A 25537-nucleotide genomic window follows, 5' to 3' on the forward strand; every position below is an offset into this window, starting at 1 on the left:
TTACAAATTTAAAAGAGAATAGAAGATGACAGACAATATCCAAGATGTGATTTCGCCAAAATTGGCACTCGCCATTGCAAACCCCATTTTTCCAGAGTTGGACAGCCAACTGCGTGCAGGGCGTCATATCAATACTGAACAACTTGATCAACACGCCTTTTTGATGGATTTCCAACTGGAGTTGGAGAGCTTTTATCGCCGTTACCACGTTGAGCTAATTCGAGCACCTGAAGGCTTTTTCTACCTACGCCCGAAAGCCTCAACGCTGATTGCTCGTTCCGCAATGTCTGAAATGGAAATGTTGGTGGGGAAAGTATTATGTTATCTCTATTTAAGCCCAGAGCGTTTAGCTCAGCAAGGTATTTTCAACCAAGATGATGTGTATGAAGAGCTATTAAGCCTTGCTGATGAAAGTAAATTATTAAAAGCGGTAAACCCACGTTCAACAGGCTCAGACTTAGACCGTGCCAAGTTAGCGGAAAAAGTAGGTGGTGCATTACGTCGCCTAGCTCGCATTGGCATTATTACCCGTGTAGGGGAACAAAACAGCAAGAAATTTGTGATTTCAGAATCGGTATTCCGCTTTGGGGCTGATGTACGCACAGGCGATGATCCAAGAGAAGCTCAACTTCGCTTAATTCGAGAGGGTGAAGCCACCACGCCTGAATTATTAAAAGAACAAGCGGTTGAAATTGATGAAAATATTGCAGATGAAGTGGAAGATTCGGAAGATAGTGAAGAGTAGAGGTTATTCCTATAATGGAAGTTAAATTAGAAGAGCCTACAGTACAATATAAGTTATTCAAGGATATTTTTTCATCAGATTCTAAATTTTCATTTATTGATTTATTCGCTGGTATTGGTGGGTTTAGACTTGCAATGGAGCGGTTAGGAGGAACTTGTGTTTTTTCTAGTGAAATTGATGAAAATGCGCAGAAAACATATACGGCAAACTTCGGAGATAAACCATATGGTGATATTACTTTAGAAGAAACGAAAAGTTTAATTCCTTCATATTTTGATATTTTGTGTGCGGGTTTTCCCTGCCAAGCATTCTCTATTGCTGGTAAAAGAGGAGGGTTCGACGATACTCGTGGAACATTGTTCTTCGATGTTGCAGAAATCATTCGTAGGCATAAGCCGAAAGCCTTTTTCCTTGAAAATGTAAAAGGACTACTTAGCCATGATAAAGGTAGAACATTAGAAACAATACTGAATGTTTTGCGATGTGATTTAGGTTATTTTGTTCCAGAACCTCAAATACTAAATGCAAAAGATTTCGGTGTTCCACAAAATCGAGAGCGAGTATTTATTGTTGGTTTTAGAAAAGATTTGGCTATAAAGTCTTTCTACTATCCTAAACCATTAGGAAAAAAAGTAAGCTTTAATGATGTAAAAGAAAAAGATGTTGTACCAACAAAATATTATTTATCAAATCAATATGTAGAAACCTTAAGAAACCATAAAGCTCGCCATCAAGGAAAAGGAAATGGGTTTGGGTATGAAATTATTCCAGATGATGGTATCGCAAATGCAATAGTTGTTGGAGGAATGGGGAGAGAAAGAAACCTAGTTATAGATCATAGAATTACTGATTTTACACCAACAACAAAAATAAAAGGTGAAGTAAATAGAGAGGGTATCCGGAAAATGACTCCTCGTGAATGGGCTAGATTGCAAGGATTTCCAGATAGCTATCTTATCCCTGTAGCTGATACTCAAGCATATAAGCAATTTGGAAATTCTGTTGCTGTACCAGCAATTCAAGCAACAGCTGAAAAAATTTTGGAGTATTTAGGCATAGTAGGTAAATAGAAATGGCAAAAGGAACTAAAGTTACTGATATAGTAAGGAAGATAATTCAAAAATACCCAATCAATCAAAATTGGAAGCCAAGTGAATTTATTTCTTTTTATTGGAGTGTTTATACATCGGAATTTGATTCTAATAATTCTGTAAATGGTGGTGTATTTGAACAATTACTTGTTCTTGCCTTACTACGAGAAAATATATCCCCTATATATGTTCAAGCAGAGTTAGCTTTTGTACCGAATGTTATTTTAGATATTGTTTTATATAATCGTAAAACTCCAATTACAATTAGTGCTAAAACAACTTTAAGAGAGCGTTGGAAGCAAGCTGATTTAGAAGCTATGGCAACTAAATATGTACATCGAGATGCACTATGTTATGTTGTTACACTATCCGAAAGTGAAGTAGTTGCTCGCCGTCGAGAAGTGAATAGTTATATAGGAATAAATGATTTCGTATTAGCACATACTTCTGAATTTGATCTTTTAGTAGAGAAGTTAAAACAGATACAGATTACCACAAGTGAAAGTATAAAAATAATTCAAAGCGATCATAAGTTTTATGATAAAGAAAATATTGAACAACTTTATCAAATTAAAATTTAGTATTTAGGCATATATATGACAGAAATTAATGAAGCATTTGCAGTACAAGTGGAATTGCAAAATAATCCTCAAATTGCACCGCTTGCAAGACAAAATGAAGTACAACGCGGTAAATTCCTCTCTTTAACCTTAATCAACTGGAACGGTTTTTTTGCTCGTACCTTTGATTTAGATGATCTAGTTACCACCCTTTCTGGAGGTAACGGAGCAGGTAAATCCACCACAATGGCGGGTTTTGTTACGGCATTAATTCCAGATTTAACCTTACTGAACTTCCGTAATACAACGGAAGCAGGTTCAACTGCTGGCTCTCGTGATAAAGGTTTATACGGTAAATTAAAAGTGGGTGTCTGTTATGCGGTGTTGGAATCGTTAAACTCTCGTGGGCAACGTATTATTACTGGTGTGCGTTTACAGCAAGTTGTTGGGCGTGATAAGAAAGTGGATATCCGCTCGTTCTCACTGCAAAACATTCCACAAGAACAGAGCATTATCAGCCTTTTAACGGAACAAGTGGGTGATAAGGCTCGTGTGTTGCCATTAAATGATCTGAAAGATAAATTTGAAGGCACAGAAGTTCAATTTAAACAATATCATTCAATTACCGATTACCACAGCTTTATGTTTGACTTGGGGGTGATCCCAAAACGCCTTCGTTCGGCAGCAGACAGAAGCAAATTCTATAAATTAATTGAAGCCTCACTTTACGGTGGTATTTCAAGCGTAATTACCAAATCATTACGTGATTATTTATTGCCAGAAAATACAGGTGTTCGCCAAGCGTTCCAAGATATGGAATCGGCATTGCGTGAAAACCGAATGACGTTAGAAGCGATCAAGGTTACTCAATCTGATCGTGATATGTTCAAACGCTTGATTACTGAATCGACCAACTATGTGTCGGCAGATTATATGCGTAATGCTAATGAGCGTCGTGGCAATGTGCAGGCAGCGTTAGAGCAGCGTAAAGAGTGGTATGCGGCGAAATCGAAAATTGTGGTTGAACAGCAACGTTTTGTTGAATTCAGCCGTGAAAGTGCCGACATTGCAGAGGCAGAGCAGTCGCTAGAAAGCGAATATAATAGTGCGAACGATCATCTAAATTTAGTGATGAATGCGTTGCGTCATCAAGAAAAAATTGAACGCTATCAAGATGAAGTGGAAGAGCTGAACATCAAACTTGAAGAGCAACAAGAAGCTTTAGAAGAAATTGCTGAAATGGCAGAAAATGCCCAAGCTCGTGCAGATGAAGCAGACGACCACGTTGAAGAATTGCGTTCACAAATGGCGGATTACCAGCAGGCGTTAGATGCACAGCAAACTCGAGCATTGCAATACCAACAAGCGGTAAATGCGTTAGAGAAGGCGAAACAGCTCACAGGTTTAGCGAATTTAGATCTCAATAATATTGAAGATTACCACGCTGAATTTGCTGCTCAAGCTGAAGATCTTACCGATAAAGTGTTTGAGCTTGAACAGCGTTTAAGCGTATCAGATATGGCGAAAACCCAGTTTGAAAAAGCCTTTGAGCTAGTTTGCAAAATTTCGGGCGAAATTGACCGCTTGCAAGCGTGGGAAGAGGCTCGCTTGTTGCTTTCAGCATTCCCAGAACAGAAAATGCAGGCTCAACAAGCGGTAAGTTTACGTCAGAAACTGAACGATTTAGAGCAACGTTTGCAACAACAGCAAAATGCCCAGCGTTTAGTGGCGGAATTTAATCAAAAATCGCAACAGCAGCTCAATTCAGCGGAAGAATTGGACGCCTATTTTGAAGAGCAGCAAGCTCGCTTAGAAGATTTGGAAGCCGAGCTTTCGGACTTTGTAGAACAACGTTCAACCCAACGCCAACAACGTGAACAGCTTAATCAACAATATCAGCAGTTAGCGAAAAATGCCCCTGCTTGGCATACGGCACAATCAGCCCTTGTTCGTTTAGAAGAGCAATGTGGCGAGAAATTTGAGTCAAGCAAAGCGGTAATGCAGTTTATGCAAAATATGCTGAGCAAAGAGCGTGAAGCTACCCTTGCTCGTGATGAGCTTGCTCGTAAAGAGCAGTTGCTTGATGAGCAAATCAACCGCTTAAGCCAACCAGATGGATCGGAAGATGCTCGTTTAAATCAATTAGCCGAACGTTTTGGCGGTGTTTTATTATCAGAGCTTTATGATGATGTGTCGATTGAAGATGCTCCTTATTTCTCGGCATTATATGGCGAAGCTCGCCACGCAATCGTGGTGCGTGATTTAGAAGCAGTTAAAGCACAGCTTGAAAAATTAGATGACTGCCCAACGGATCTCTATTTAATTGAGGGCGATCCTTCAGCTTTCGATGATGCAGTATTCAGTACTGAAGAGCTAGGCGATGGTGTGGTGGTGAAAGTATCTGACCGTCAATGGCGTTACTCGAAATTCCCTGAAGTGCCGTTGTTTGGTCGTGCTGCTCGTGAAAAACATTTAGAAACGCTTAAAGCAGAGCGTGATGAAACGGCAGAAAAACACGCAGAACGTGCTTTTGATGTGCAGAAATGCCAACGTTTACATCAACATTTAAGCCAATTTGTGGGTACGCACTTAAACTTAGTATTCCAAGATAATCCCGAAGATCTGATGCAAGAAATTGCAGCAGAGCGTGCGGAGATTGAGCGTGAATTAGCACAATCAAGCGGTAATGAACAACAATTACGCCATCAATTAGAAAGCGTAAAAGCCCAGTTGCAAATGTTGAACAAAATTCTACCGCTTGCAAACTTGTTAGCAGACGAGACCTTAGCTGAAAGAGCAGAAGAGTGCCGTGAACAGCTAGAAGTGGCGGAAGAAGATGAAATGTTTATTCGCCAATTTGGTTCAACATTAACTCAATTAGAGCCGATCGCCGCAGCCTTGAAGAGCGATCCTGCATTATTTGAACAGCTTGAGGCGGATTACAGCCGTTCTGTTGCAGAACAAAAAATCTTACAGCAAAAAGTGTTTAGCTTGGCGGATGTAATGAACCGCCGTTTACACTTTAGCTATGAAGAAACTGTAGGTACGGAAGGTTCAGCACTCACTGAACAGTTACGCCAACGTTTAGAAAACGCACAGCGTGAGCGAGAGCAGGCTCGAGATCAACTTCGTCAAGCACAGGCTCAATTATCTCAATATAACCAAGTTCTAACAGGTTTACGCAGCTCTTACGATGCGAAAAACCAAATGTTACAAGAGTTAATTCGTGAAATTGATGATTTAGGTGTGCGTGGCGATGTAAACGCTGAAGAGCGTGCAAGATTCCGCCGTGATGAATTGCAACAACGCCTAAGCCAACAACGATCTCGCAAAGGTTATTTAGACAAGCAAATTGCCGTGATTGAAGCGGAAATGGATAACCTCAACCGCACCTTACGCAAAGCCGAGCGTGATTACCATACTCAACGTGAATTGGTGGTACAAGCAAAAGCAAGTTGGTGTATTGTTCAGCGTTTATCTCGCAATAGTGATGTAGAAAAACGTTTAAATCGCCGTGAGTTAGCCTATCAATCTGCGGAAGAGTTACGTTCAATTTCAGATAAAGCATTAGGTGCATTGCGGACGGCAGTGGCGGATAACGAATACTTGCGTGATAGTTTAAGAGCGTCGGAAGATAGCCGTAAACCAGAAAACAAAGTGGCATTCTTTATTGCAGTTTACCAACACTTGCGTGAACGTATTCGCCAAGACATCATCAAAACGGATGATCCGATTGATGCGATTGAACAGATGGAAATTGAGCTTTCACGCTTAACCAATGAATTAACCAGCCGTGAGAAAAAATTGGCGATTAGTGCGGAAAGTGTGGCAAACATCTTACGCAAAACAATCCAGCGTGAGCAGCAGCGTATTCTCCAACTCAACCAAGGCTTACAAAATATTGCCTTTGGTCAGGTAAAAGGGGTGCGTTTAGTGGTAAATATTCGTGATACTCACGCTATTTTACTCAATGCATTATCCAATAATCGTGAGGAACACAAAGACTTATTCGACAGTCAAAAACTCAGTTTCTCTGAAGCATTAGCAATGCTCTATAAACGTGTAAACCCACATATTGAAATGGGGCAACGCACACCGCAAACTATCGGTGAAGAGTTATTGGATTACCGCAACTACTTAGATTTAGAGGTGGAAACCTTCCGTGGGGCAGACGGCTGGATGCGTGCAGAAAGTAGTGCATTATCAACAGGGGAAGCAATCGGTACAGGTATGTCCATTCTCTTGATGGTAGTACAAAGCTGGGAAGAAGAAGCTCGCCGTATGCGTGCGAAAGATATTCTGCCAGCTCGTTTACTATTCCTTGATGAAGCGGCTCGACTAGATGCAACTTCAATTAATACGTTATTTGAACTCTGCGAACGTTTAGATATGCAGTTATTAATTGCAGCTCCTGAAAACATCAGCCCAGAACGTGGTACAACCTATAAATTGGTGCGTAAGATTACCAATAACCAAGAGTATGTACATGTTGTTGGTTTGAAAGGGTTTGGCAAGTAATCGGAAAAAAATGCCATAATCAGTAAAAGATTGTTAGTAGAAATACTAGCAATCTTTTATTTTTGGAAAACTAAAAATAGCCTAGATATTTTTAACTTATTTTTAAATTTTTGAAAATTTATGCGATTTAACTTGATTATTTTAGAAAATTTGAAAATAAATTAATTTTGAATTACACTAGAAACAGAGGTGAATAAAATGAAATTAGTTTCTAGACCCGATTATTTAGCGTTTTTAAGACGGCATAAAGATAAAAACATCATCAAAGTGGTGAGCGGTGTTCGACGTGCAGGAAAATCTGTTCTCTTTCAGCTATTTAAAAATGAGTTAATAGCTCAAGGTGTGGCGGAAGATCATATTATTTCGGTTAATTTTGAAGATCTGAGTTTTTATAATTTGAGAGATTTTCGCTTATTGAATCAATATATTACGGAAAGATTGAGAGATGAGCAGAAGCATTATATTTTTCTTGATGAGATTCAACACGTTGAAAAATTTGAACTGGTTGCAGATAGTTTATTTATCAAGCCTAATGTAGATCTCTACTTAACTGGCTCAAACGCTTATTTTATGAGCAGTGAACTTGCTACAAATTTGACAGGTCGCTATGTTGAAATTGAAGTACTACCGCTTTCTTTCCAAGAATATCTGCAAGGCGTTGAAAGTAGCAATGTAGAAAATGTAGGTAGGCTGTTTAACGAATATCTATTTAGTGCTTTCCCTTATTTGCTCCAAACAGAAAGTTATGTTGAACGGGTGGAGTATTTAAGAGGGATTTATCATTCTATTTTGCTCAATGATATTGTACCGAGAATTGGTAATCCTAATCCCTCAGTTATTGAGCGAATTGTGAGAACATTGCTCAGTAGCATTGGTAGTTTGATTTCAACCAATAAAATCCGCAATACATTAGCGAGCCAGCAAGTTACTTTATCACACACCAGTTTGGAAAATTATTTACAAACATTAACGGATAGCTTGCTATTTTATGCGGTGCCTCGCTTTGATGTAAAAGGTAGAGCCTTGCTTCAACGTTTGGAAAAGTATTATGTAGTTGATTTAGGGTTCCGGAATTTGTTATTGCCCGATCATCAAGAAGATTTTGGTCATTTAATTGAAAATCTCGTTTATCTTGAGTTACGCCGCCGCTATTCAAAAGTTTACGTTGGTAACATTGATAAATTTGAAGTGGATTTTGTTGTAGTAACGGAGGTTGGAAATTATGAATATTACCAAGTCAGTGAAACAACACTTTCTTCAGAAACGTTAGAAAGGGAACTTCGCCCTTTACAAGCTATTAGCGATCAATATCCAAAATATCTTTTAACAATGGATACTATCCAGCCAAATGCTAACTACAATGGTATTCAAAAGAAAAATATATTAGATTGGTTACTTGAACAAAAAGCATTATAATTTTTGACCCAAAAGCTATTTCGGCTTTTGGGTTTTCCTTTTTCCTTTTTCTCGGATTTATAATTATGAAACTTGCCCGAAAAGCTCAGCGGAGATTGTCTTTCCTAAGAGTATTTACCCTCGCGTTTGCAGCCTTTATTGTGATTACAACAGAATTTATTCCTATCGCCTTACTTTCGGATATCGCCCAAAGTTTTCAAATGGAAACCTCAAGCACGGGGATTATGATCACCGTCTATGCGTGGGTGGTGTTTGGATTATCACTGCCGTTAATGTTACTGACAGCCAAGATGGAGCGAAAGCGGTTGTTAATTATACTGTTTATCGTTTTTACCCTTAGCCATATTTTATCGGTGGTGGCTTGGAATTTCTGGGTATTATTGATTTCTCGTACCATTATTGCGGTCTCCCACGCTATTTTCTGGTCGATTACGGCTTCATTGGTTATTCGGGTTGCTCCAAAAGATAAGAAAAGACAAGCTTTGGCTATGTTAGCTCTAGGCAGTTCACTTGCAATGATTTTAGGATTACCGCTTGGACGAATGATCGGGCAAGCCTTAGGTTGGCGAGCTACTTTTAGTGTGATTGGGATTATTGCTTTTATTGTCCTTTTAATGCTCTGGCGGTTGTTGCCTTATTTACCAAGTAAAAACGCAGGCTCAATTAAAAGTTTACCCATTTTATTTAAACGCCCGTTGCTAGTTGGAATTTTCTTACTGGTAATGTTGATTGTTTCGGGTCATTTTACCGCTTACAGCTATGTTGAACCCTTTATGGTTCAAATCAGTGCTATTAGCCCGAAAACAACCACATTGATTTTATTAGTATTTGGTTTAGCAGGTATTACAGCTAGTTTCTTATTTGGCAAATTATATGGCAAAGCACCAAATAAATTTATTTTAGCTGGCATTGGCATTATTATGCTAAGCCAGTTCTGCTTATTACTGCTAAGTGGCTCTACTATTGCGATGTTTGCACTCGCATTTATATGGGGGATAGGCATTACAGGTATGAGCATTGCCCTACAAATGAAAGTGCTTGAGCTTGCCCCTGATGCTACTGATGTCGCCGCAGCGATATTTTCGGGAACCTATAATTTAGGTATTGGAACAGGGGCGTTACTGGGCGGAATTACCATCAATCAGCTAGGGTTAGCTAACATAGGGTTTATTGGTGGAGGCTTAGCTTTTATTGCGATTTTATGGTTTATTTTTATTACTTTGAAATATAGAAAAGTAAGTTGATAGAAGACAAGCGGTTACAAAAAGCATCGCTTTTTGAACGTTGGTAAAGCCTGCGGTAGCGAAGCTGTGAGCAATCCTTACAAAGGATTGTGAATAAATTTTCTGAAAAATTTGCAAAAATTAAAGAAAATATGACCGCTTGCTTGTATTATTTCGCAATAAACTGATTGCTTTGTTGGATCATTTGCAAGAATAATGCAAGTGGTGGGCGAGTACCTTGCTCTATTTCCCCGTTAGCATTGAAATGTTTGAAATTCCCTTTGTGATCAATATGATACTGCTCGCCATTTGGCATTACTGCAACGTTCCATTTATGGTTAGAGCTAGATACCCAAAGGCGTTGGCTCTGGGTGCTTAAATCGATGCCTTGTGCATAATCGCTAAGCGGATTTTGCACTTTAAAGAAGCCGTTTAATAGTGTTGGCATAATATCTAAATGGCTTGAAAGGAAATTATACTCTTTGCTTTCGCCTTGCCAATAAAAGAGCATTGGTACTTGAATGCGTTGCTTAGCAAACGGATTTTCATTGGTTGCTTCATTGTTAGTAATATCAGAAGTGATCATAACTAACGTATTACCTAATAACGCATTTTGTGTTAAGTGCTGCCAAATTTCAGCAAATTGCGTATCTAACAGTTTTTGTTGAGCGGAATTAGAGCTTGCTGATGGCAAACTTAAATCTAAATAGCTAAAGAATGGATTACCTAGCGAACGGCTACTAATCCAACTCTTCCATTGTGAAATTGCACTAACATTGCTGTGAGCTGTCGGTAATAAAATACCGGAGAAAATGGCCTGATGATAAATTGGATCAGCAAATCCATTATGAGAGAAAAGCCCTAACTGGTAATTCGATTGTCTGAAAATTTGAATTAATGGCGAAACGGTTTTGTCTGCCAATACAGAATCTAAATATTTTCCGCTTAAACTATAAAATAAGCCTAACGCACCTGCCGAATTGCTATCGCCACTGCTATAGTGGTTCATAAAACGGTACGAGTGCTGACTGATTTCAGAGAGACGAGGCATATTTTCAGCATTAATCATCTCTTTAGATAAGCCCGAGAGATTAATTAATAAAATATTAGTATTCGATTGCGTTGTTGCAACCAAAGAAGCCTTAGGGTAATTTAAGAAAAAGGTGTCTAAACGCCCACTTTCTTCAATCTCTTGATCGAATTCCGCTCTATCAATAAAACCGTGTTTTTCTAAAAAGTTACGAGCTGTCATCGGGTGTGATAACGGATAATTCGCTTTTTGGGCGGTAATAGGGCGATAGGCATTCATATCTGCCCACGCATAAATTAAGTGAGTAGCGGTAAAGCTCACTAAGAAAAATAACGCAACATATTTCCCCCATTTTTGGCGACTAAAGCTACGTAGCTTTTGCCAACACCAACGAGAGTAAATCATTTCTGCCAATAAAATAAGTGGCATTGGCACAAATAGCAGCTGCCATTTTCGAGTAAGTTCACCTTCTTCAGGATTGACTAATAAATCCCATACAAGCGGTGATAAATGCAAAGAAAATTGCTTAAAGACCTCCGTATCCACTAATAAAACAGTTTGCCCGATGGTGGCAAGAATCACCGAAAGCCCTCGATAGGTTCGATCATTTTTAATGATAAAACTAAGTGGAAATAAAATTAACAGAAAAGCCGCAAACACGACAAAACTGAAATGCCCAAATAAGCTGACAAAAAAGTAAAGTTTACCAACAAGGGTATTCGGCCAGTCTGCATTGAAGGCATAACGGGAAGAAATGAGCAACGCCAGCACAATGTTAAATAGTGCAAACCAATGCCCCCACGTTATTTTTTGTGAGGTGGCTTCCCGATATTGGCGGGAATTGGTTGGCAATAATGCGTGTAGGCGTTTAAACATAATAGTTATTTAGCTTTTAATGATTGTTTGAGTGCGCTTGCAAATGCTTCTGCGAGGGCTTCACGTTGCGTAGGGTTTTGAATATTTTCGCTTAAAATATTCGTTACCATATTACCTAACGCCATTAAAGATAAATCAACAGGAGCTTTATGCTGTTCAATGGTTGTAATGAGATCGGCTAATAATGCATCAAATTGTTTTGTATGATATTTAGATTTTGTTGCCATAACAAATGGATAAAATAATAAAAATAATATGTGAATAGTAGCATAAAAATGAGTGGAAAGTAGCATTCGGTTTTATTGTTTGGCTGATTTTTGCAAAGTTTTGGCAAAATTTATTCACAATCCTTTTTAAGGGGGGATCATAGCTTCGCTACCGTTGGCAAAGCTAATGTTCAAAAATCGATGCTTTTTGTAACCGCTTGTTCAAAAAAATTTAAATTTTTCAAGGTGTTTATTCACTTTTTTGATGATTTTTCTTCTTCCCTTTTTTATAAAAAAAGATAAAATGAACGACCGTTCATTATAGGCTAGGAGATGATATGTCTAGGCGGATTGAGCCAAAAGAAGAAATGATAAAACGTATTCTCTCAGCAACAGAAGTACTTATTGTGAGAGAAGGATTGCAAAACCTTTCAATGCGTAATATAGCAAAAGAGGTAGGAATTGCTTCAGGTACGTTATATCTCTATTTCAAAACAAAAGATGAATTACTGCACTGTTTGGCAGCCAATTTAATAAAGTGCTATCAGGGGTATATGCATATTGAGTTTGAACCAGAGGTTGAACTCTTTCAACAATATAAACAACTTGTGAATAAAAAATGGGCTTTTTTAGCGGAGCGTCTTGCATTAGTAAAACAATTCCAAGCTGTAATGGGGATTGATGAGTTAATTCGAGAAACAGTCGCTGATGAAAATTCTTTTTGGAACAGGCTTGTTTTTGAAGGTAAAAAGCAAAAAATCATTGTGGATTTACCAAATGAAATACTTTATTCGGTGAGTCTTGGCACTTTAATCGAGATCAAGTATTTGCAAAACTTGAATCAGAACTTCGAGCTAGGTGAATATTTAGACGAAATTATTTTACGCACTTGGAAAGCAATCACTTTTTAAGTTTATTTTTAGTTATTTTATGGAGAATGTATGACAACAGAAACGCAGAAGCCAGGTAAAGGCAGAAAGTTTTTAATTGTACTCACATTGTTAATTGTATTGATTGTGTTTGCTGCAATCGTAGGATTACAATTAATTGGGAAGAAAGCAAAAGCAGATGCCGCTGCGAATATGCCTGAATCTGTGAGCGAAGTAACCGCAATGCAAGTTACCACACAGGAATGGACTCCAACTATTTCGGCTGTAGGTTATATCCGCCCAAACCAGGGGGCGATGTTAAGTGCTGAAACCTCAGGTGTAGTAAGCCGTGTATTGGTTACATCGGGGCAGCGTGTAAATAAAGGTGATCTTTTAGTTGAATTTGATAGTAGTGTTGAGATTGCAAATTTAAAAGCATCGGAAGCTCAACTTTCAACAGCAAAAGCAAATTATGACCGCTATCGTAATTTGATTGCATCAAATAGTGCGTCAAAAGCAGAATTTGATAATGCACGATCAACCTATAACCAATTATTAGCGAATATTGAGTCGTTACGTTCGGTTATTAAACGTCGCCAAATCTATGCACCATTTAGCGGTGTGGCGGGTATTGTGAATGTAAACGTTGGTCAATACATCACAATGGGAACAGAAATTGTGCGTGTTGAAGACCAATCTTCAATGAAAGTTCGTTTTACATTGCCTCAAACCAATGTTGAGCAAGTGTCAATTGGGCAAAAAGTAACAGCCGAAATTGATGCTTTGCCAGCACAAACTTTCCCTGCTCGTATTATTGCGATTGATCCTGCGGTTGATCGTTTAACCGGTTTAATTAATGTTGAAGCGGTTATTGAAGAAGGAGCGGATAAATTACTCTCAGGTATGTTTGCACGCTTAAATGTAGCCTTACCAACGCAAACAGGGCAGGTTGTTGTGCCACAAATTGCGGTGGCTTATACGATGTATGGCGAAACTGTTTATTTGTTACAGCCATTATCTGAAGAAGATAAAAAAATGGTTCAAAAAATGTCTACACAAAACCCAACTTTAGATGCGAATAAAATGTACCGCGCAAAACAAGCAGAAGTAAAAACCGCTGACCGCAAGGGTAACTATTCACAATTAACTAAAGGTGTGAAAGCAGGAGATTTAATTGTAACAGGCGGTTTGCAACGTTTAAGCAACAATGCGTTAGTTAAAGTTTCTGATGTTGAGGCGGTAGGCATTACCACACCAGCAAAAAACAGCAAACTGTAGTGGAGTGAATTAAGTGAAATTTACTGACATCTTTATTAAACGCCCTGTTTTAGCCGTTTGTATTAGCTTACTCATTACGATTTTAGGCTTACAAGCGATTGAAAAATTGCAGGTGCGTGAATATCCAGAGATGACTGTTTCGATCGTAACCGTGAGTGTAAACTACTCAGGTGCAGATGCAGGTTTAATGCAAGCACTTGTTACTTCACAGTTAGAAGAGGCAGTAGCTCAAGCGGATAATATTGACTATATGACGTCATCAAGTTCGCCAAGTACTACAACAGTTACGGCGAAAATGAAGTTAAATACTGACCCGAATGCGGCACTTTCTGATATTTCAGCTAAAGTAAATGCAGTACGTTCAAACTTGCCAAGTGGTATTGATGACCCATCTATTAGCGTATCAACGGGTTCAAATGATGCATTAATGTATATTCGATTTGTGTCTGATGAATTAAATACAGCACAAGTAACCGATTATCTAAACCGTGTGGTTAAACCGCAATTTTTTACGGTAAATGGGGTGTCAAGTGTTGATGTATATGGCTCAACCTTTGGTTTACGCATTTGGTTAGATCCAGACAAAATGGCGAGCAATAAGTTATCAGGCTCAGCGGTGCTATCGGCATTAAGTGCCAATAACTTACAAACCGCAGCGGGTAACTCTAACGGCTATTATACGGTTTATAAAAACAAAGTGTTATCCACTACACCTTCTGTTCAAGAATTAGAACAGGTGACTGTTTCAACAACAGCAGATGGCAGAATGATTAAACTGAAAGATATTGCGACCGTAGAATTAGATAAATCTAGCGATTTTGTTCGTGCAACAGTAGGTGGTAAGGAAGCGGTGGTTTTAGCGGTTTCAGTTGCGGCTACAGCAAACTCGCTTACCGTTGCAAAAGATATTTACCCGATGTTTGATCAGGTAGTGAAAAACTTACCGGAGAATATTCAAGGGGATATTATTTACGATAAAACGGTTGCAATTGATAGCTCAATCAATGAAGTTATCCGTACTATTTTAGAAGCAACTGTGATTGTATTGGTGGTAATTATCCTATTCTTAGGATCGCTGCGTGCAATGATTGTGCCAGTTATTACCATTCCGATTTCATTAATTGGTGCGTTATTCTTGCTTCAAATGTTCGGATTTTCAATCAATCTTCTGACCTTACTTGCGTTAGTATTAGCGATTGGTTTAGTGGTAGATGATGCGATCGTCGTACTTGAAAACGTAGAACGCCACGTTAAAGAAGGCAAAACGCCATTTGATGCAGCTATTATTGGTACACGAGAAATTGCCTTACCGGTAATTTCAATGACGATTACACTCGGTGCAGTATATTCTCCAATGGCATTAATGACAGGGATAACAGGCACACTTTTCAAAGAGTTTGCTTTAACTCTTGCTGGTGCGGTATTTATTTCGGGTATTGCGGCTCTAACACTTTCTCCGATGATGTCTAGCCGAGTGCTGAAAGAGCATAAAGAAGGCGAAGAATCTCGCTTTGCACGCTTTGTCCATCGTTCACTAGACAAAATGACAAGCTGCTACACCAATATGCTAAGTGCAGTTATGGCGGTTCGTGGTTTTATGTTGTTCTTTGCGGTGCTGATTTTTGCAAGTCTTCCATTCTTGTTTAACTCACTTTCAAGTGAAGTTGCACCAACGGAAGATCGTGGTTTCGTTGTAGGGATTTCAAATGGTCCATCTAACACAAATTTAGATTATACAGAAGAAGCCCTAGTGCCGTTTACTGAAGAAGTATCTAAAGTACCTGAAGTCTCATCAGTTATGACGATCTCAGGGTTTAATGGCGGTAATAGTGCATTATCTATCATTGCCTTGAAAGATTGGAATGATCGTACTCGTGAGCGTGCAGAAATTTCAAATGAGATTGCAGCACTCGGTAAAAAAGTGGTTGCAATGGATGTTAATGCGATCTCTTTCCCTGAGATCTCAACAGGTGAAAATGGCTTGCCGTTCTCACTTGTTATTACTACCGCAGACAGCTATGAAAAATTAGCCGTAGTTGCTTCAGAGTTCTTGAAAAAAGCACAAGCATCAGGTCAATTCTTCTTTGCAAACTTAGACCTCAAATTTGACACGGCAACGATGAATATGAAATTCGATCGTGAAAAAATGGGGGCTTATGGTGTAACGATGCAGCAGGTAAGTGGCACATTAGGTGCATTCCTATCAGGTGCGATTATTACCCGTGTTGATATTGACTCTCGAGCTTACCCGATTGTTTCACAAGCGGTGCGTAATGACCGTTTAAATCCTGAAGATTTAATGAATTACTATGTCACAACCGCATCAGGCGAATCTATTCCACTAGGCTCATTTGTGACAATGGAATTAAAAACCTCTCCGTCTTCATTACCTCGTATGAGCCAATTAAACTCTGCCACCATTGGCGGTGTAGTATCAGGCTCAATCGGTGATGCGGTAAATTGGGCAAAAGCGGAATTAGATCGTAGTTTACCATCAGGTTATCAATATGATTTCCGTGGCGAGTCACGTCAATTTATCCAAGAAGGGAATGCAATGGCAATGACCTTTGCCCTTGCGGTAGTGATTATTTACCTTGTATTGGCAATTCAGTTTGAATCTTGGCGTGATCCGTTGGTAATCTTAGTTTCTGTACCACTTGCCGTAAGTGGAGCATTACTGGTAATGAATCTCCCAACAGCGATGAAAGGCTTATTTATGGGCATTGCGGCAGGTACAGGTTCAAAAGATCTGATGGCATTTGCCAACGGTATCTGGACGGCAGGCTACACTTTAAATATCTATTCACAAGTAGGTTTAATCACTCTTGTGGGCTTGATTACCAAGCACGGTATCTTAATGTGTGAAGTGGCGAAAGAAGAGCAGTTAAATCACGGCAAATCACGCTATGAAGCCATTGTTTATGCGGCAACGATTCGTTTACGTCCGATTATGATGACAACCGCTGCGATGATTGCTGGTTTAATCCCACTCTTATTTGCAGTAGGTGCAGGAGCAATCGCACGCTTTAGTATGGGTATGGTAATTGTATCGGGTCTTGCAATCGGTACACTCTTTACTTTATTCGTATTGCCTGTTATCTACACCTTCTTAGGACAAGAACACAAACCATTGCGTGAGTTTGATGAGGAAAAATATTTTCCAACAGTTAAACAAGTATAAATGAATGAAAAGGCGTAGTGATACGCCTTTTTTGTTGCTTACAAGCGGTTACTTTTCCTCAATAATTTGCAAAATCTAAAGAAAATTTGACCGCTTGTTATTAATTTTTTAATCTGAAGTAATCGTTTGCCTATTTACAAAAATAACGTTCCTCTGTATAATCCGCTCGCAATTTTCCAATACAGTTTTTTCAATTTAACCACTCTTTAAGGAATTATTGCAATGTTACGAATCAAGCAAGAAGCCCTCACATTTGATGATGTTCTTCTCGTTCCAGCACACTCAACAGTGCTTCCAAATACCGCCGATCTTTCCACTCAATTAACCAAAACTATCCGCCTCAATATTCCAATGCTTTCCGCTGCGATGGATACAGTAACTGAAACCAAATTAGCGATTTCTCTTGCTCAAGAGGGAGGAATTGGTTTTATTCACAAAAATATGTCGATTGAACGCCAAGCAGACCGAGTGCGTAAAGTAAAAAAATTTGAAAGCGGCATTGTGTCTGAGCCTGTTACCGTTTCGCCCGATCTTACATTGGCGGAACTTGCCGATTTAGTCAAACAAAACGGCTTTGCAGGTTACCCTGTTGTGGATGAAAACCAAAATTTAGTCGGCATTATTACAGGGCGTGACACCCGTTTTGTAAGCGATTTAAGCAAAACCGTGCGTGAATTTATGACACCAAAAGAGCGTTTAGTGACGGTGAAAGAAAACGCCACTCGTGAAGAAATTTTCCATTTAATGCACGAATATCGTGTTGAAAAAGTGCTTGTGGTGGATGATGCCTTCCACTTAAAAGGAATGATTACCCTAAAAGACTACCAAAAAGCCGAAAGCAAACCGAATGCCTGTAAAGATGAATTTGGCCGTTTGCGTGTAGGGGCGGCAGTAGGAGCTGGGCCGGGAAACGAAGAACGTATTGATGCGTTAGTAAAAGCTGGTGTTGATGTGCTGTTAATTGATAGTTCACACGGGCATTCTGAAGGCGTATTACAACGTGTGCGTGAAACCCGTGCAAAATACCCTGATTTACCGATTGTCGCAGGCAATATTGCTACCGCTGAAGGGGCGATTGCATTAGCTGATGCTGGAGCAAGTGCGGTAAAAGTAGGAATTGGGCCGGGTTCAATCTGTACTACCCGAATTGTAACAGGTGTGGGTGTGCCTCAAATTACTGCTATTGCTGATGCCGCAGCAGCCTTAAAAGATCGTGGCATTCCTGTAATTGCTGATGGTGGTATTCGCTACTCAGGCGATATTTCAAAAGCGATTGCTGCAGGAGCAAGCTGTGTGATGGTAGGTTCAATGTTTGCTGGCACAGAAGAAGCCCCAGGCGAAATCGAGCTTTATCAAGGTAGAGCATTCAAATCTTATCGTGGAATGGGATCTCTGGGTGCAATGAGTAAAGGCTCAAGCGACCGTTATTTCCAGTCAGACAATGCAGTAGATAAACTTGTGCCAGAAGGCATTGAAGGTCGTATTGCTTATAAAGGTTACTTAAAAGAGATTATCCACCAACAAATGGGTGGATTACGCTCTTGTATGGGCTTGACAGGCTGTGCGACTATCGAAGAGCTTCGTACCAAAGCCCAATTTGTGCGTATTAGCGGTGCAGGCATTAAAGAATCACACGTTCACGATGTAACCATTACCAAAGAAGCACCAAACTACCGTATGGGCTAATAAAAAGTGTAGGGGCGAATCATTATTCGCCCATTATTAAGGAAACAAAATGCTACAAGCCATTATTTTTGATATGGACGGTGTGGTTGTTGATACCGAATATCTCGAATTTTCACTGCAAAAGCAGTTCATTGAAGATATTAAAGAACATAACCGCCCGATTACTTTAGAACAACAATCTGAAGTGGTTGGCAAATGTTTAAAAGAAATTCCGGTTATCGTGCAAAAATTAGCAGAGTCGAGCTTGCCGATTGATGAAATTCGCCAGCGTTACTATGCGTTTTTCCAAGATCTATTTAGCAAGGTTGATTTTAAAACGATTTTCAGAGAAGACATTCAGCATATTATTCAATTTGCCAAGCAAAATAATATTAAATTAGCGGTTGCCTCTTCATCGGCGAAATCGCATATTGATAATATTCTGACGGTATGTGGCATTAAAGATGAGTTCGATTTCATTGTCAGCGGCGAGCAGTTTGAACACAGCAAACCAGATCCAACAATTTATCGTTACACCTGTGAGAAATTAGATGTAGATCCCCAAAATGCCGTTGCGATTGAAGACTCCTACTACGGAATGAAATCCGCTAAAACTGCAGGCCTAACCGTGATTGGCTATGAAGAAAAACGAATGCTGATCGACCAAAGTCTAGCAGATTATATGGGGAAGGATATGAATGAGATTTTGAGCATTTTGCAAAAGATTTGTAAAAATTGACCGCTTGTATTACTAAGACTAAGATAAGGAAACCTATATGAAAAAACTTTCCCTTGCAATTCCATTATTTATACTTTTAGGTTGTACTAACGATTGGTCATCTAGCGGTGTACCTGATATGTACGAGGGACAATCACAAGAAAGCGTATTAAAAGCACTGCAAAAAAATAACTGGAACATCAAAAAGCAAATGACTGATGAAAAAGGGGATCTATATTTGATTGCTGAAGGAAAACCAACAAAACAATTCCAAAATCTTTTTGGACGTGATTGTCGTCAAGGTCAATTTGCAATTTACAAAAAAGAAGGTTTACAAGTTCTTAAAACTTCTGAATGTGAGCAATCAGATAAATAATTTAATCAAAGAGAAAGAATAATGACCAACATCCACAACCATAAAATCTTAATCCTCGACTTCGGTTCACAATATACTCAACTTATCGCCCGCCGAGTGCGTGAAATAGGGGTGTATTGCGAACTTTGGGCTTGGGACGTAACGGAAGAGCAGATCCGTGAATTTAACCCAACAGGGATTATTCTTTCGGGGGGGCCTGAAAGTACTACCGAAGCAAATAGCCCTCGTGCTCCAGAGTATGTCTTTAATGCAGGCGTGCCTGTACTTGGTATTTGTTACGGAATGCAAACAATGGCAATGCAGCTGGGAGGTTTAACCGAAACGTCTGACCACCGAGAGTTTGGCTATGCTTCTGTTGATTTAAAAGCAACAGATAGACTATTTGCAAATCTTAATGATAATTCGACCGCTTGTGAACCGAAACTTGATGTTTGGATGAGCCACGGCGATAAAGTTACTCATTTACCAGAGCATTTCCAGATTACAGGTGTAACGCCAACTTGCCCGATTGCGGCGATGTCGGATGAAAGTCGCCGTTTTTATGGGGTACAGTTCCACCCAGAAGTAACGCATACTAAAAGCGGCTTAGAATTATTAACCAACTTTGTGGTAGGTATTTGTGGTTGCGAAAGAAATTGGACACCAGAAAACATTATTGAAGATGCCGTTGCTCGCATTAAAGAACAAGTGGGCGATGATGAAGTGATTTTAGGCTTATCGGGTGGCGTAGATTCTTCCGTAACAGCGTTGCTTTTACACCGAGCTATCGGCAAAAACTTACACTGTGTATTCGTGGATAATGGCTTGCTCCGTTTAAACGAAGGTGATCAAGTAATGGAAATGTTTGGCGATAAATTTGGCTTAAACATTGTGCGTGTGAATGCGGAAGATCGCTTCTTAGATGCCCTTAAAGGCATTGATGAGCCAGAAGCCAAACGCAAAATGATTGGTAAGGTTTTTGTTGATGTATTTGATGATGAAAGCAAAAAACTTACTTCTGTAAAATGGCTGGCACAAGGCACAATCTATCCAGATGTGATTGAATCTGCAGCGAGCAAAACAGGTAAAGCCCATGTGATTAAATCACACCACAATGTAGGCGGCTTACCTGATTATATGAAATTGGGCTTAGTTGAGCCGTTAAGAGAGCTTTTCAAAGACGAAGTACGTAAAATTGGCCTAGCACTAGGCTTGCCCGCAGAAATGCTTAACCGCCACCCATTCCCGGGGCCGGGCTTAGGCGTACGGGTGTTGGGCGAAATCAAAAAAGAGTATTGCGACTTACTGCGTAAAGCCGATGCAATTTTTATTGAGGAGCTTTACAACTCTGGTTGGTATTACAAAGTTAGCCAAGCCTTTACGGTATTCTTACCAGTAAAATCGGTAGGCGTAATGGGTGATGGGCGTAAATATGATTGGGTAGTTAGCTTGCGTGCCGTTGAAACCATCGACTTTATGACCGCACATTGGGCTCATCTTCCGTATGATTTATTAGGTAAAATTTCCAACCGTATTATCAACGAAGTGAATGGCATTTCCCGTGTGGTATATGACGTAAGTGGAAAGCCTCCAGCAACTATTGAGTGGGAGTAGATTTTAAACTAAAAGCCTTACTAATCTTTAATTGGTAAGGCTTTTTGGTTTGTAGCGGCTTGACAAAACCAGTAAAAAGAGCGATAAATAGCCCTAAATAAGGAGTGTTATTTATGCCTAGTATAGTATTAACCAATACGGTTGCAAGTATTACAGAGTTGAAAACAAACCCAATGGCAACAATAAGAGCAGCAGCAGGCGAGCCTATTGCAATTCTTAATCGTAATGAGCCTGCATTTTATTGTGTGCCACCTCATATTTATGAGTATTTAATGGAATTAGCTGATGATGCTGAGCTTGCTAGAATTGTGGAAGAGCGACAATTTGAAGAAAGTTACGAGCTAGAATTAGCGGATTTATTAAAATGAAATACACCGTTGAATTTATTAAATCTTCAGAAAAGGAGTTCCGTAAGCTAGACTTAGCATTGCGAAAACAGTTTGTTGAAAAATTAAAGGAGCGAGCAGAGAACCGACGTGTAGAAAGTGCCAAACTGCGTGGAATGAAAGATTGTTATAAAATCAAATTGCGTAATGCTGGATATCGATTGGCGTATCAAGTGATTAATGAGAGAATTGTCGTTAAAGTGATTGCAGTAGGGAAACGAGATCGAAGTGAAGTTTATCAAAAAGCATTAGCAAGATTATCCTAATATGAAAGCCCCTAAAGTTAATGGCTACTTTAGGGGCTTTCATTTGTAAAAAATCAGAGAAATCTAACCGTTTGCTATTTGTTCTTAGTAGGGCGTTTCCAACCTTGAATATGGCGTTGTGGCACACGGCTAATCACTAATTCATTTTCGCCAACATCTTTGGTAACTGTAGCACCTGCGCCAATGGTTGAACCATTGGCAATGGTTACTGGGGCAACTAACTGGCTGTCTGAGCCAACGAATACGTTATCACCAATGATGGTTTTGAATTTGTTTGCACCGTCATAGTTACAGGTAATGACACCTGCACCGATGTTACAATCTTTACCTACTTCGGCATCACCCACATAGGTTAAGTGATTTACTTTTGAGCCTTTGCCGATAGTTGCTTTCTTGATTTCAACGAAGTTGCCGATATGCGTTTCTTCGGCTAATTCTGCACCCGGACGTAAACGTGAGAATGGACCGATAGCTGATTTTGCACCAACAACTGAATCTTCAATCACAGAATAAGGCTTAATTTCAACATTGTCGCCAATTTCACAGTTTTTTAATACACAGCCAGCACCAATTTTTACATTATTGCCAAGTTTGATTTCGTCCTCTAGAACCACGTTCACATCAATTTGAACATCTTTGCCGTGTGTTACTGTTCCACGAATATCAAAACGGCTTGGGTCGATAATGGTTACACCTGCTAACAATAGTTTTTCTGCTTCACGTTTTTGGTAGAAACGCTCTAATGCGGCAAGCTGTAAACGATTATTAGCCCCTTCCACTTCCATAAATTCAGTGGCTTGAACGGCTTGCACTTTGAAACCGTCTTGATTTGCCATTGCAATCACATCAGTGATGTAGTATTCGCCTTGTGCATTATTGTTATTTAAGTTTTTCAGCCATTTTTTGAAGCTCGCACCGCTTGCAACCATCACGCCAGTATTTACTTCTTTTACTTTAAGCTGTTCTTCATTCGCATCTTTTTGCTCTACAATCGCAACTACAGATCCGTTTTCACGAATAATGCGTCCGTAACCTGTTGGGTTTTCTAATTCAACCGTTAATAGCGCAATACCATTTTCAGGCTTAGCCGCAATTAAACTCTCCAATGTGCTTTTGGTAATGAGTGGAGCATCGCCATAAAGCATCACAATGTTTTCATCATCAGCAAAGAAATGTGCTGCTTGTTGCATTGCGTGCCCTGTTCCTAATTGTTCAGCTTGGAATACCCAGTTTACAGGCTCTTCGCTTAAACGAGCTTTGAGTAAATCTGCACCGTGTCCGTAAATTAAGTGAATTTGTTGGGCGTCTAGCTGCTTGGCCGTATCAATAACGTGTTTTACCATCGGTTTACCTGCAATTGGGTGCAATACCTTTGGTAAATCAGAATACATACGAGTGCCTTTACCTGCGGCTAAAATTACAACGCTCAGTTGAGTCATAAAAAATCCTTAAATTAGAGTATTAAAGCATAAAATTCGCGGTATTTTACTCTTTTTGGTAGGGAATTTCATTGCTTAATATGATTATTTTGTAAAGGAGAATTTTTTATCTTATTTTTCAATGAGATATTTAAAATTAAATCAGATAAATAGGTATTACATTAATCTATATTTTGATAGAATAATGTAGATAGACATAACTAAAAAAATAAGGAGAAATTAATGCCAAGTGTAGACAAAGGTCATCAGGCTTTACCGCTTTGGTCGATATTACTACCTATCGCTGCGTGGGTAGTTTATTTCTTTGGAGTAAAAGAAAGTGTTATTTTACAACTAATTGGTAGTGCTTTACTGATTGGTAGTGTGCTTTCAGCTGTTCACCATGCAGAGGTTGTAGCACATAAAGTTGGTGAGCCTTTTGGTACGATTATTCTTGCCTTAGCTATCACCATTCTTGAAGTGTCACTTATTGTGTCATTAATGGTTGCAGGTGGGGATAATACTGCATATTTAGCTCGAGATACTGTTTTTGCGGCGATAATGCTGATATTGAATGGTATTTTAGGTGGATGTTTATTGATTGGTGGCTTAAAACACCGTGAGCAATTTTTTAGCCAAAAATCAGCAAGTACGGCATTGGTTACATTAGTTGTAATTTTAGTAATTACATTAGTGCTACCAAACTTTACGACCACCACGGTAGGCGCAACTTATAGCCCTTCTCAATTAATCTTTGTAGCGATCGCGTCAATTGTACTTTATGCATCATTTATTTTAATTCAGACAGTTCGCCACCGTGATTACTTTTTAGCAGATGACGATAATCCATCTCATCACGCAGAGCCCCCATCAACAAAAGTAGCATTAATCAGTTTATTATTATTGATTGTCTGCTTGGGAGTAGTGGTATTCCTTGCAAAAGCACTTTCTCCATCTATTGAGAGAATGGTTGTTGGTGCTGGTGCACCATTGGCATTAGTGGGTGTAATTATCGCAGCAGTAGTACTTTTACCAGAAGGTGTTGCTGCATTAACTGCTGCACACCGTAACCGTTTACAAACCAGTGTGAATCTTGCATTAGGTTCGGCATTAGCAAGTATCGGCTTAACTATCCCAGCAGTAGTTATTGTATGTTTAATGTATGACATTAATATGGTGTTAGGCTTAGACTGGAAATCAATGGTGTTACTTTCACTTTCTTCTTTTGTGGCAATGCTTTCGCTGAATCACGGGCAAACCAATATGCTTTATGGTATTGTGTTATTAGTGATTTTGGCAACCTATATATTTACGGTTATTGTGCCTTAATTCATATATGATCAAATATTAAGAGATAGCGAGGAGATTTCTCGCTATCTCTTGAATTATTTTAAATAGCCCTTATTAATAGGGCTAAATTTACTTTAAAAAGAAAGAAAAATATGGGTAGAAAACGTAGTGCAAGCTCATCACGTTGGCTTGCAGAGCATTTTAAAGATCAATTTGTACAAAAAGCACATAAACAGAAACTGCGTTCACGAGCGTATTTTAAGCTTGATGAAATTCAGCAAACCGATAAGCTCTTTAAACCGGGGATGACTGTGGTTGACCTTGGTGCTGCACCGGGAGGTTGGTCGCAATATGTGGTAACACAAATTGGTAGCAAAGGCAGGGTGATTGCCTGTGATATTTTAGATATGAATCCGATTGCTGGAGTGGATTTTTTACAAGGCGATTTCCGTGAGGAATCCGTTTTAAATGCATTATTAGAGCGTGTTGGCGAAGAAAAAGTTGATGTACTAATGTCTGATATGGCACCTAATTTCAGTGGTATGCCTTCAGTGGATATTCCTCGTGCGATGTATTTGGTTGAGTTGGCGTTAGATATGTGTCGCCAAGTGCTAGCACCAAAAGGTAGCTTTGTAGTGAAAGTTTTCCAAGGTGAAGGATTTGATGAATATCTCCGAGAGATACGCTCGTTATTTAGCGTAGTAAAAGTGAGAAAACCTGAAGCCTCTAGAGATCGCTCACGAGAAGTCTATATTGTTGCAACAGGCTACAAAGGCTAGAAACCACGCAAGCGGTCATTTTTTATTAAAAATTTGCAAAAAAGTTAGGAAAT

General features: G+C 39.3%; 20 protein-coding genes. 17 read left to right on the forward strand and 3 right to left on the reverse strand.

Annotated elements, in window-relative coordinates; translation table 11 throughout:
- The first annotated feature begins 25 nt into the window (after nucleotides 1-25).
- From mukE to ACERCF_RS01700, 6 genes are all read left to right on the forward strand, one after another.
- Nucleotides 26-745 carry a chromosome partition protein MukE gene (gene mukE / locus ACERCF_RS01675; RefSeq protein ID WP_373624397.1) on the forward strand — a complete coding sequence of 240 codons (720 nt, stop codon included), beginning with the start codon at nucleotides 26-28 and terminating at the stop codon, nucleotides 743-745.
- Between the two features lie 14 nt (nucleotides 746-759).
- The gene (locus ACERCF_RS01680; protein WP_373624398.1) at nucleotides 760-1815 is read left to right on the forward strand and encodes a DNA cytosine methyltransferase; all 1056 of its coding nucleotides are present in this window, start codon (nucleotides 760-762) and stop codon (nucleotides 1813-1815) included.
- Between the two features lie 2 nt (nucleotides 1816-1817).
- A complete protein-coding gene (locus ACERCF_RS01685) occupies nucleotides 1818-2417 on the forward strand; it encodes a PDDEXK family nuclease (protein WP_373624399.1) in 600 nt (199 codons plus the stop codon).
- A gap of 15 nt (nucleotides 2418-2432) precedes the next feature.
- On the forward strand, nucleotides 2433-6914 hold the full coding sequence (gene mukB, locus ACERCF_RS01690; RefSeq protein ID WP_373624400.1) for a chromosome partition protein MukB: 4482 nt from the start codon (nucleotides 2433-2435) through the stop codon (nucleotides 6912-6914).
- Between the two features lie 198 nt (nucleotides 6915-7112).
- On the forward strand, nucleotides 7113-8330 hold the full coding sequence (locus ACERCF_RS01695; protein ID WP_373624401.1) for an ATP-binding protein: 1218 nt from the start codon (nucleotides 7113-7115) through the stop codon (nucleotides 8328-8330).
- 65 nt (nucleotides 8331-8395) lie between these two features.
- Nucleotides 8396-9574, forward strand: a complete 1179-nt coding sequence (locus ACERCF_RS01700) for a sugar transporter (protein WP_373624402.1) — start codon at nucleotides 8396-8398, stop codon at nucleotides 9572-9574.
- A gap of 148 nt (nucleotides 9575-9722) precedes the next feature.
- Here ACERCF_RS01700 and ACERCF_RS01705 read toward each other — a convergent pair whose 3' ends face one another.
- Both ACERCF_RS01705 and ACERCF_RS01710 read right to left on the reverse strand, forming a co-directional pair.
- Nucleotides 9723-11459 (reverse strand): DUF3413 domain-containing protein, encoded by a 1737-nt coding sequence (locus ACERCF_RS01705; protein WP_373624403.1) that lies wholly within the window; start codon nucleotides 11457-11459, stop codon nucleotides 9723-9725.
- Between the two features lie 5 nt (nucleotides 11460-11464).
- Nucleotides 11465-11686 carry a YejL family protein gene (locus tag ACERCF_RS01710; protein WP_373624404.1) on the reverse strand — a complete coding sequence of 74 codons (222 nt, stop codon included), beginning with the start codon at nucleotides 11684-11686 and terminating at the stop codon, nucleotides 11465-11467.
- A 317-nt stretch (nucleotides 11687-12003) separates the two neighbouring features.
- On the opposite strand from ACERCF_RS01710, the gene ACERCF_RS01715 reads away from it, so the two are divergent.
- The 9 genes from ACERCF_RS01715 to ACERCF_RS01755 all read left to right on the forward strand — a co-directional run bounded on the left by ACERCF_RS01715 (nucleotide 12004) and on the right by ACERCF_RS01755 (nucleotide 21997).
- Nucleotides 12004-12576 carry a TetR/AcrR family transcriptional regulator gene (locus tag ACERCF_RS01715; RefSeq protein WP_373624405.1) on the forward strand — a complete coding sequence of 191 codons (573 nt, stop codon included), beginning with the start codon at nucleotides 12004-12006 and terminating at the stop codon, nucleotides 12574-12576.
- 30 nt (nucleotides 12577-12606) lie between these two features.
- Entirely contained in the window at nucleotides 12607-13812 is a 1206-nt protein-coding gene (locus ACERCF_RS01720; protein WP_373624406.1) for an efflux RND transporter periplasmic adaptor subunit, read from the forward strand.
- Between the two features lie 13 nt (nucleotides 13813-13825).
- Nucleotides 13826-16993 carry an efflux RND transporter permease subunit gene (locus ACERCF_RS01725; protein ID WP_373624407.1) on the forward strand — a complete coding sequence of 1056 codons (3168 nt, stop codon included), beginning with the start codon at nucleotides 13826-13828 and terminating at the stop codon, nucleotides 16991-16993.
- A 222-nt stretch (nucleotides 16994-17215) separates the two neighbouring features.
- A complete protein-coding gene (guaB, locus tag ACERCF_RS01730; protein WP_373624408.1) occupies nucleotides 17216-18679 on the forward strand; it encodes an IMP dehydrogenase in 1464 nt (487 codons plus the stop codon).
- 49 nt (nucleotides 18680-18728) lie between these two features.
- On the forward strand, nucleotides 18729-19397 hold the full coding sequence (locus ACERCF_RS01735) for an HAD family hydrolase (protein ID WP_373611482.1): 669 nt from the start codon (nucleotides 18729-18731) through the stop codon (nucleotides 19395-19397).
- Nucleotides 19398-19434: 37 nt separating this feature from the next.
- Nucleotides 19435-19752 carry a hypothetical protein gene (locus ACERCF_RS01740; protein WP_373611481.1) on the forward strand — a complete coding sequence of 106 codons (318 nt, stop codon included), beginning with the start codon at nucleotides 19435-19437 and terminating at the stop codon, nucleotides 19750-19752.
- 21 nt (nucleotides 19753-19773) lie between these two features.
- The gene (gene guaA, locus ACERCF_RS01745; protein WP_373624409.1) at nucleotides 19774-21345 is read left to right on the forward strand and encodes a glutamine-hydrolyzing GMP synthase; all 1572 of its coding nucleotides are present in this window, start codon (nucleotides 19774-19776) and stop codon (nucleotides 21343-21345) included.
- Nucleotides 21346-21458: 113 nt separating this feature from the next.
- Nucleotides 21459-21713: a type II toxin-antitoxin system Phd/YefM family antitoxin gene (locus ACERCF_RS01750; RefSeq protein WP_373624410.1), complete on the forward strand. Its 255-nt coding sequence runs from the start codon at nucleotides 21459-21461 to the stop codon at nucleotides 21711-21713.
- Complete coding sequence (locus ACERCF_RS01755) at nucleotides 21710-21997, forward strand: type II toxin-antitoxin system RelE family toxin (RefSeq protein ID WP_373624411.1); 288 nt, start codon at nucleotides 21710-21712, stop codon at nucleotides 21995-21997. Before ACERCF_RS01750 ends, ACERCF_RS01755 begins: the two co-directional genes overlap by 4 nt.
- A gap of 74 nt (nucleotides 21998-22071) precedes the next feature.
- On the opposite strand, the gene glmU is transcribed toward ACERCF_RS01755, so the two are convergent.
- Nucleotides 22072-23436, reverse strand: a complete 1365-nt coding sequence (gene glmU / locus ACERCF_RS01760; protein ID WP_373624412.1) for a bifunctional UDP-N-acetylglucosamine diphosphorylase/glucosamine-1-phosphate N-acetyltransferase GlmU — start codon at nucleotides 23434-23436, stop codon at nucleotides 22072-22074.
- 222 nt (nucleotides 23437-23658) lie between these two features.
- On the opposite strand from glmU, the gene ACERCF_RS01765 reads away from it, so the two are divergent.
- Entirely contained in the window at nucleotides 23659-24744 is a 1086-nt protein-coding gene (locus ACERCF_RS01765) for a calcium:cation antiporter (RefSeq protein WP_373624413.1), read from the forward strand.
- Between the two features lie 113 nt (nucleotides 24745-24857).
- A complete protein-coding gene (rlmE, locus tag ACERCF_RS01770) occupies nucleotides 24858-25484 on the forward strand; it encodes a 23S rRNA (uridine(2552)-2'-O)-methyltransferase RlmE (protein WP_373624414.1) in 627 nt (208 codons plus the stop codon).
- Nucleotides 25485-25537: the final 53 nt, after the last annotated feature.

The sequence above is a fragment of the Mannheimia kashgarensis genome (assembly GCF_041807705.1).
Classification (GTDB): Bacteria; Pseudomonadota; Gammaproteobacteria; order Enterobacterales; family Pasteurellaceae; genus Mannheimia.

What these genes read in the sequence shown, in the direction of transcription:
- mukE (WP_373624397.1), top strand. Translation starts at nt 26, where the DNA reads ATGACAGACAATATCCAAGATGTGATTTCGCCAAAATTGGCACTCGCC.
- ACERCF_RS01680 (WP_373624398.1), top strand. Translation starts at nt 760, where the DNA reads ATGGAAGTTAAATTAGAAGAGCCTACAGTACAATATAAGTTATTCAAG.
- ACERCF_RS01685 (WP_373624399.1), top strand. Translation starts at nt 1,818, where the DNA reads ATGGCAAAAGGAACTAAAGTTACTGATATAGTAAGGAAGATAATTCAA.
- mukB (WP_373624400.1), top strand. Translation starts at nt 2,433, where the DNA reads ATGACAGAAATTAATGAAGCATTTGCAGTACAAGTGGAATTGCAAAAT.
- ACERCF_RS01695 (WP_373624401.1), top strand. Translation starts at nt 7,113, where the DNA reads ATGAAATTAGTTTCTAGACCCGATTATTTAGCGTTTTTAAGACGGCAT.
- ACERCF_RS01700 (WP_373624402.1), top strand. Translation starts at nt 8,396, where the DNA reads ATGAAACTTGCCCGAAAAGCTCAGCGGAGATTGTCTTTCCTAAGAGTA.
- ACERCF_RS01705 (WP_373624403.1), bottom strand. Translation starts at nt 11,459, where the DNA reads ATGTTTAAACGCCTACACGCATTATTGCCAACCAATTCCCGCCAATAT.
- ACERCF_RS01710 (WP_373624404.1), bottom strand. Translation starts at nt 11,686, where the DNA reads ATGGCAACAAAATCTAAATATCATACAAAACAATTTGATGCATTATTA.
- ACERCF_RS01715 (WP_373624405.1), top strand. Translation starts at nt 12,004, where the DNA reads ATGTCTAGGCGGATTGAGCCAAAAGAAGAAATGATAAAACGTATTCTC.
- ACERCF_RS01720 (WP_373624406.1), top strand. Translation starts at nt 12,607, where the DNA reads ATGACAACAGAAACGCAGAAGCCAGGTAAAGGCAGAAAGTTTTTAATT.
- guaB (WP_373624408.1), top strand. Translation starts at nt 17,216, where the DNA reads ATGTTACGAATCAAGCAAGAAGCCCTCACATTTGATGATGTTCTTCTC.
- ACERCF_RS01735 (WP_373611482.1), top strand. Translation starts at nt 18,729, where the DNA reads ATGCTACAAGCCATTATTTTTGATATGGACGGTGTGGTTGTTGATACC.
- ACERCF_RS01740 (WP_373611481.1), top strand. Translation starts at nt 19,435, where the DNA reads ATGAAAAAACTTTCCCTTGCAATTCCATTATTTATACTTTTAGGTTGT.
- guaA (WP_373624409.1), top strand. Translation starts at nt 19,774, where the DNA reads ATGACCAACATCCACAACCATAAAATCTTAATCCTCGACTTCGGTTCA.
- ACERCF_RS01750 (WP_373624410.1), top strand. Translation starts at nt 21,459, where the DNA reads ATGCCTAGTATAGTATTAACCAATACGGTTGCAAGTATTACAGAGTTG.
- ACERCF_RS01755 (WP_373624411.1), top strand. Translation starts at nt 21,710, where the DNA reads ATGAAATACACCGTTGAATTTATTAAATCTTCAGAAAAGGAGTTCCGT.
- glmU (WP_373624412.1), bottom strand. Translation starts at nt 23,436, where the DNA reads ATGACTCAACTGAGCGTTGTAATTTTAGCCGCAGGTAAAGGCACTCGT.
- ACERCF_RS01765 (WP_373624413.1), top strand. Translation starts at nt 23,659, where the DNA reads ATGCCAAGTGTAGACAAAGGTCATCAGGCTTTACCGCTTTGGTCGATA.
- rlmE (WP_373624414.1), top strand. Translation starts at nt 24,858, where the DNA reads ATGGGTAGAAAACGTAGTGCAAGCTCATCACGTTGGCTTGCAGAGCAT.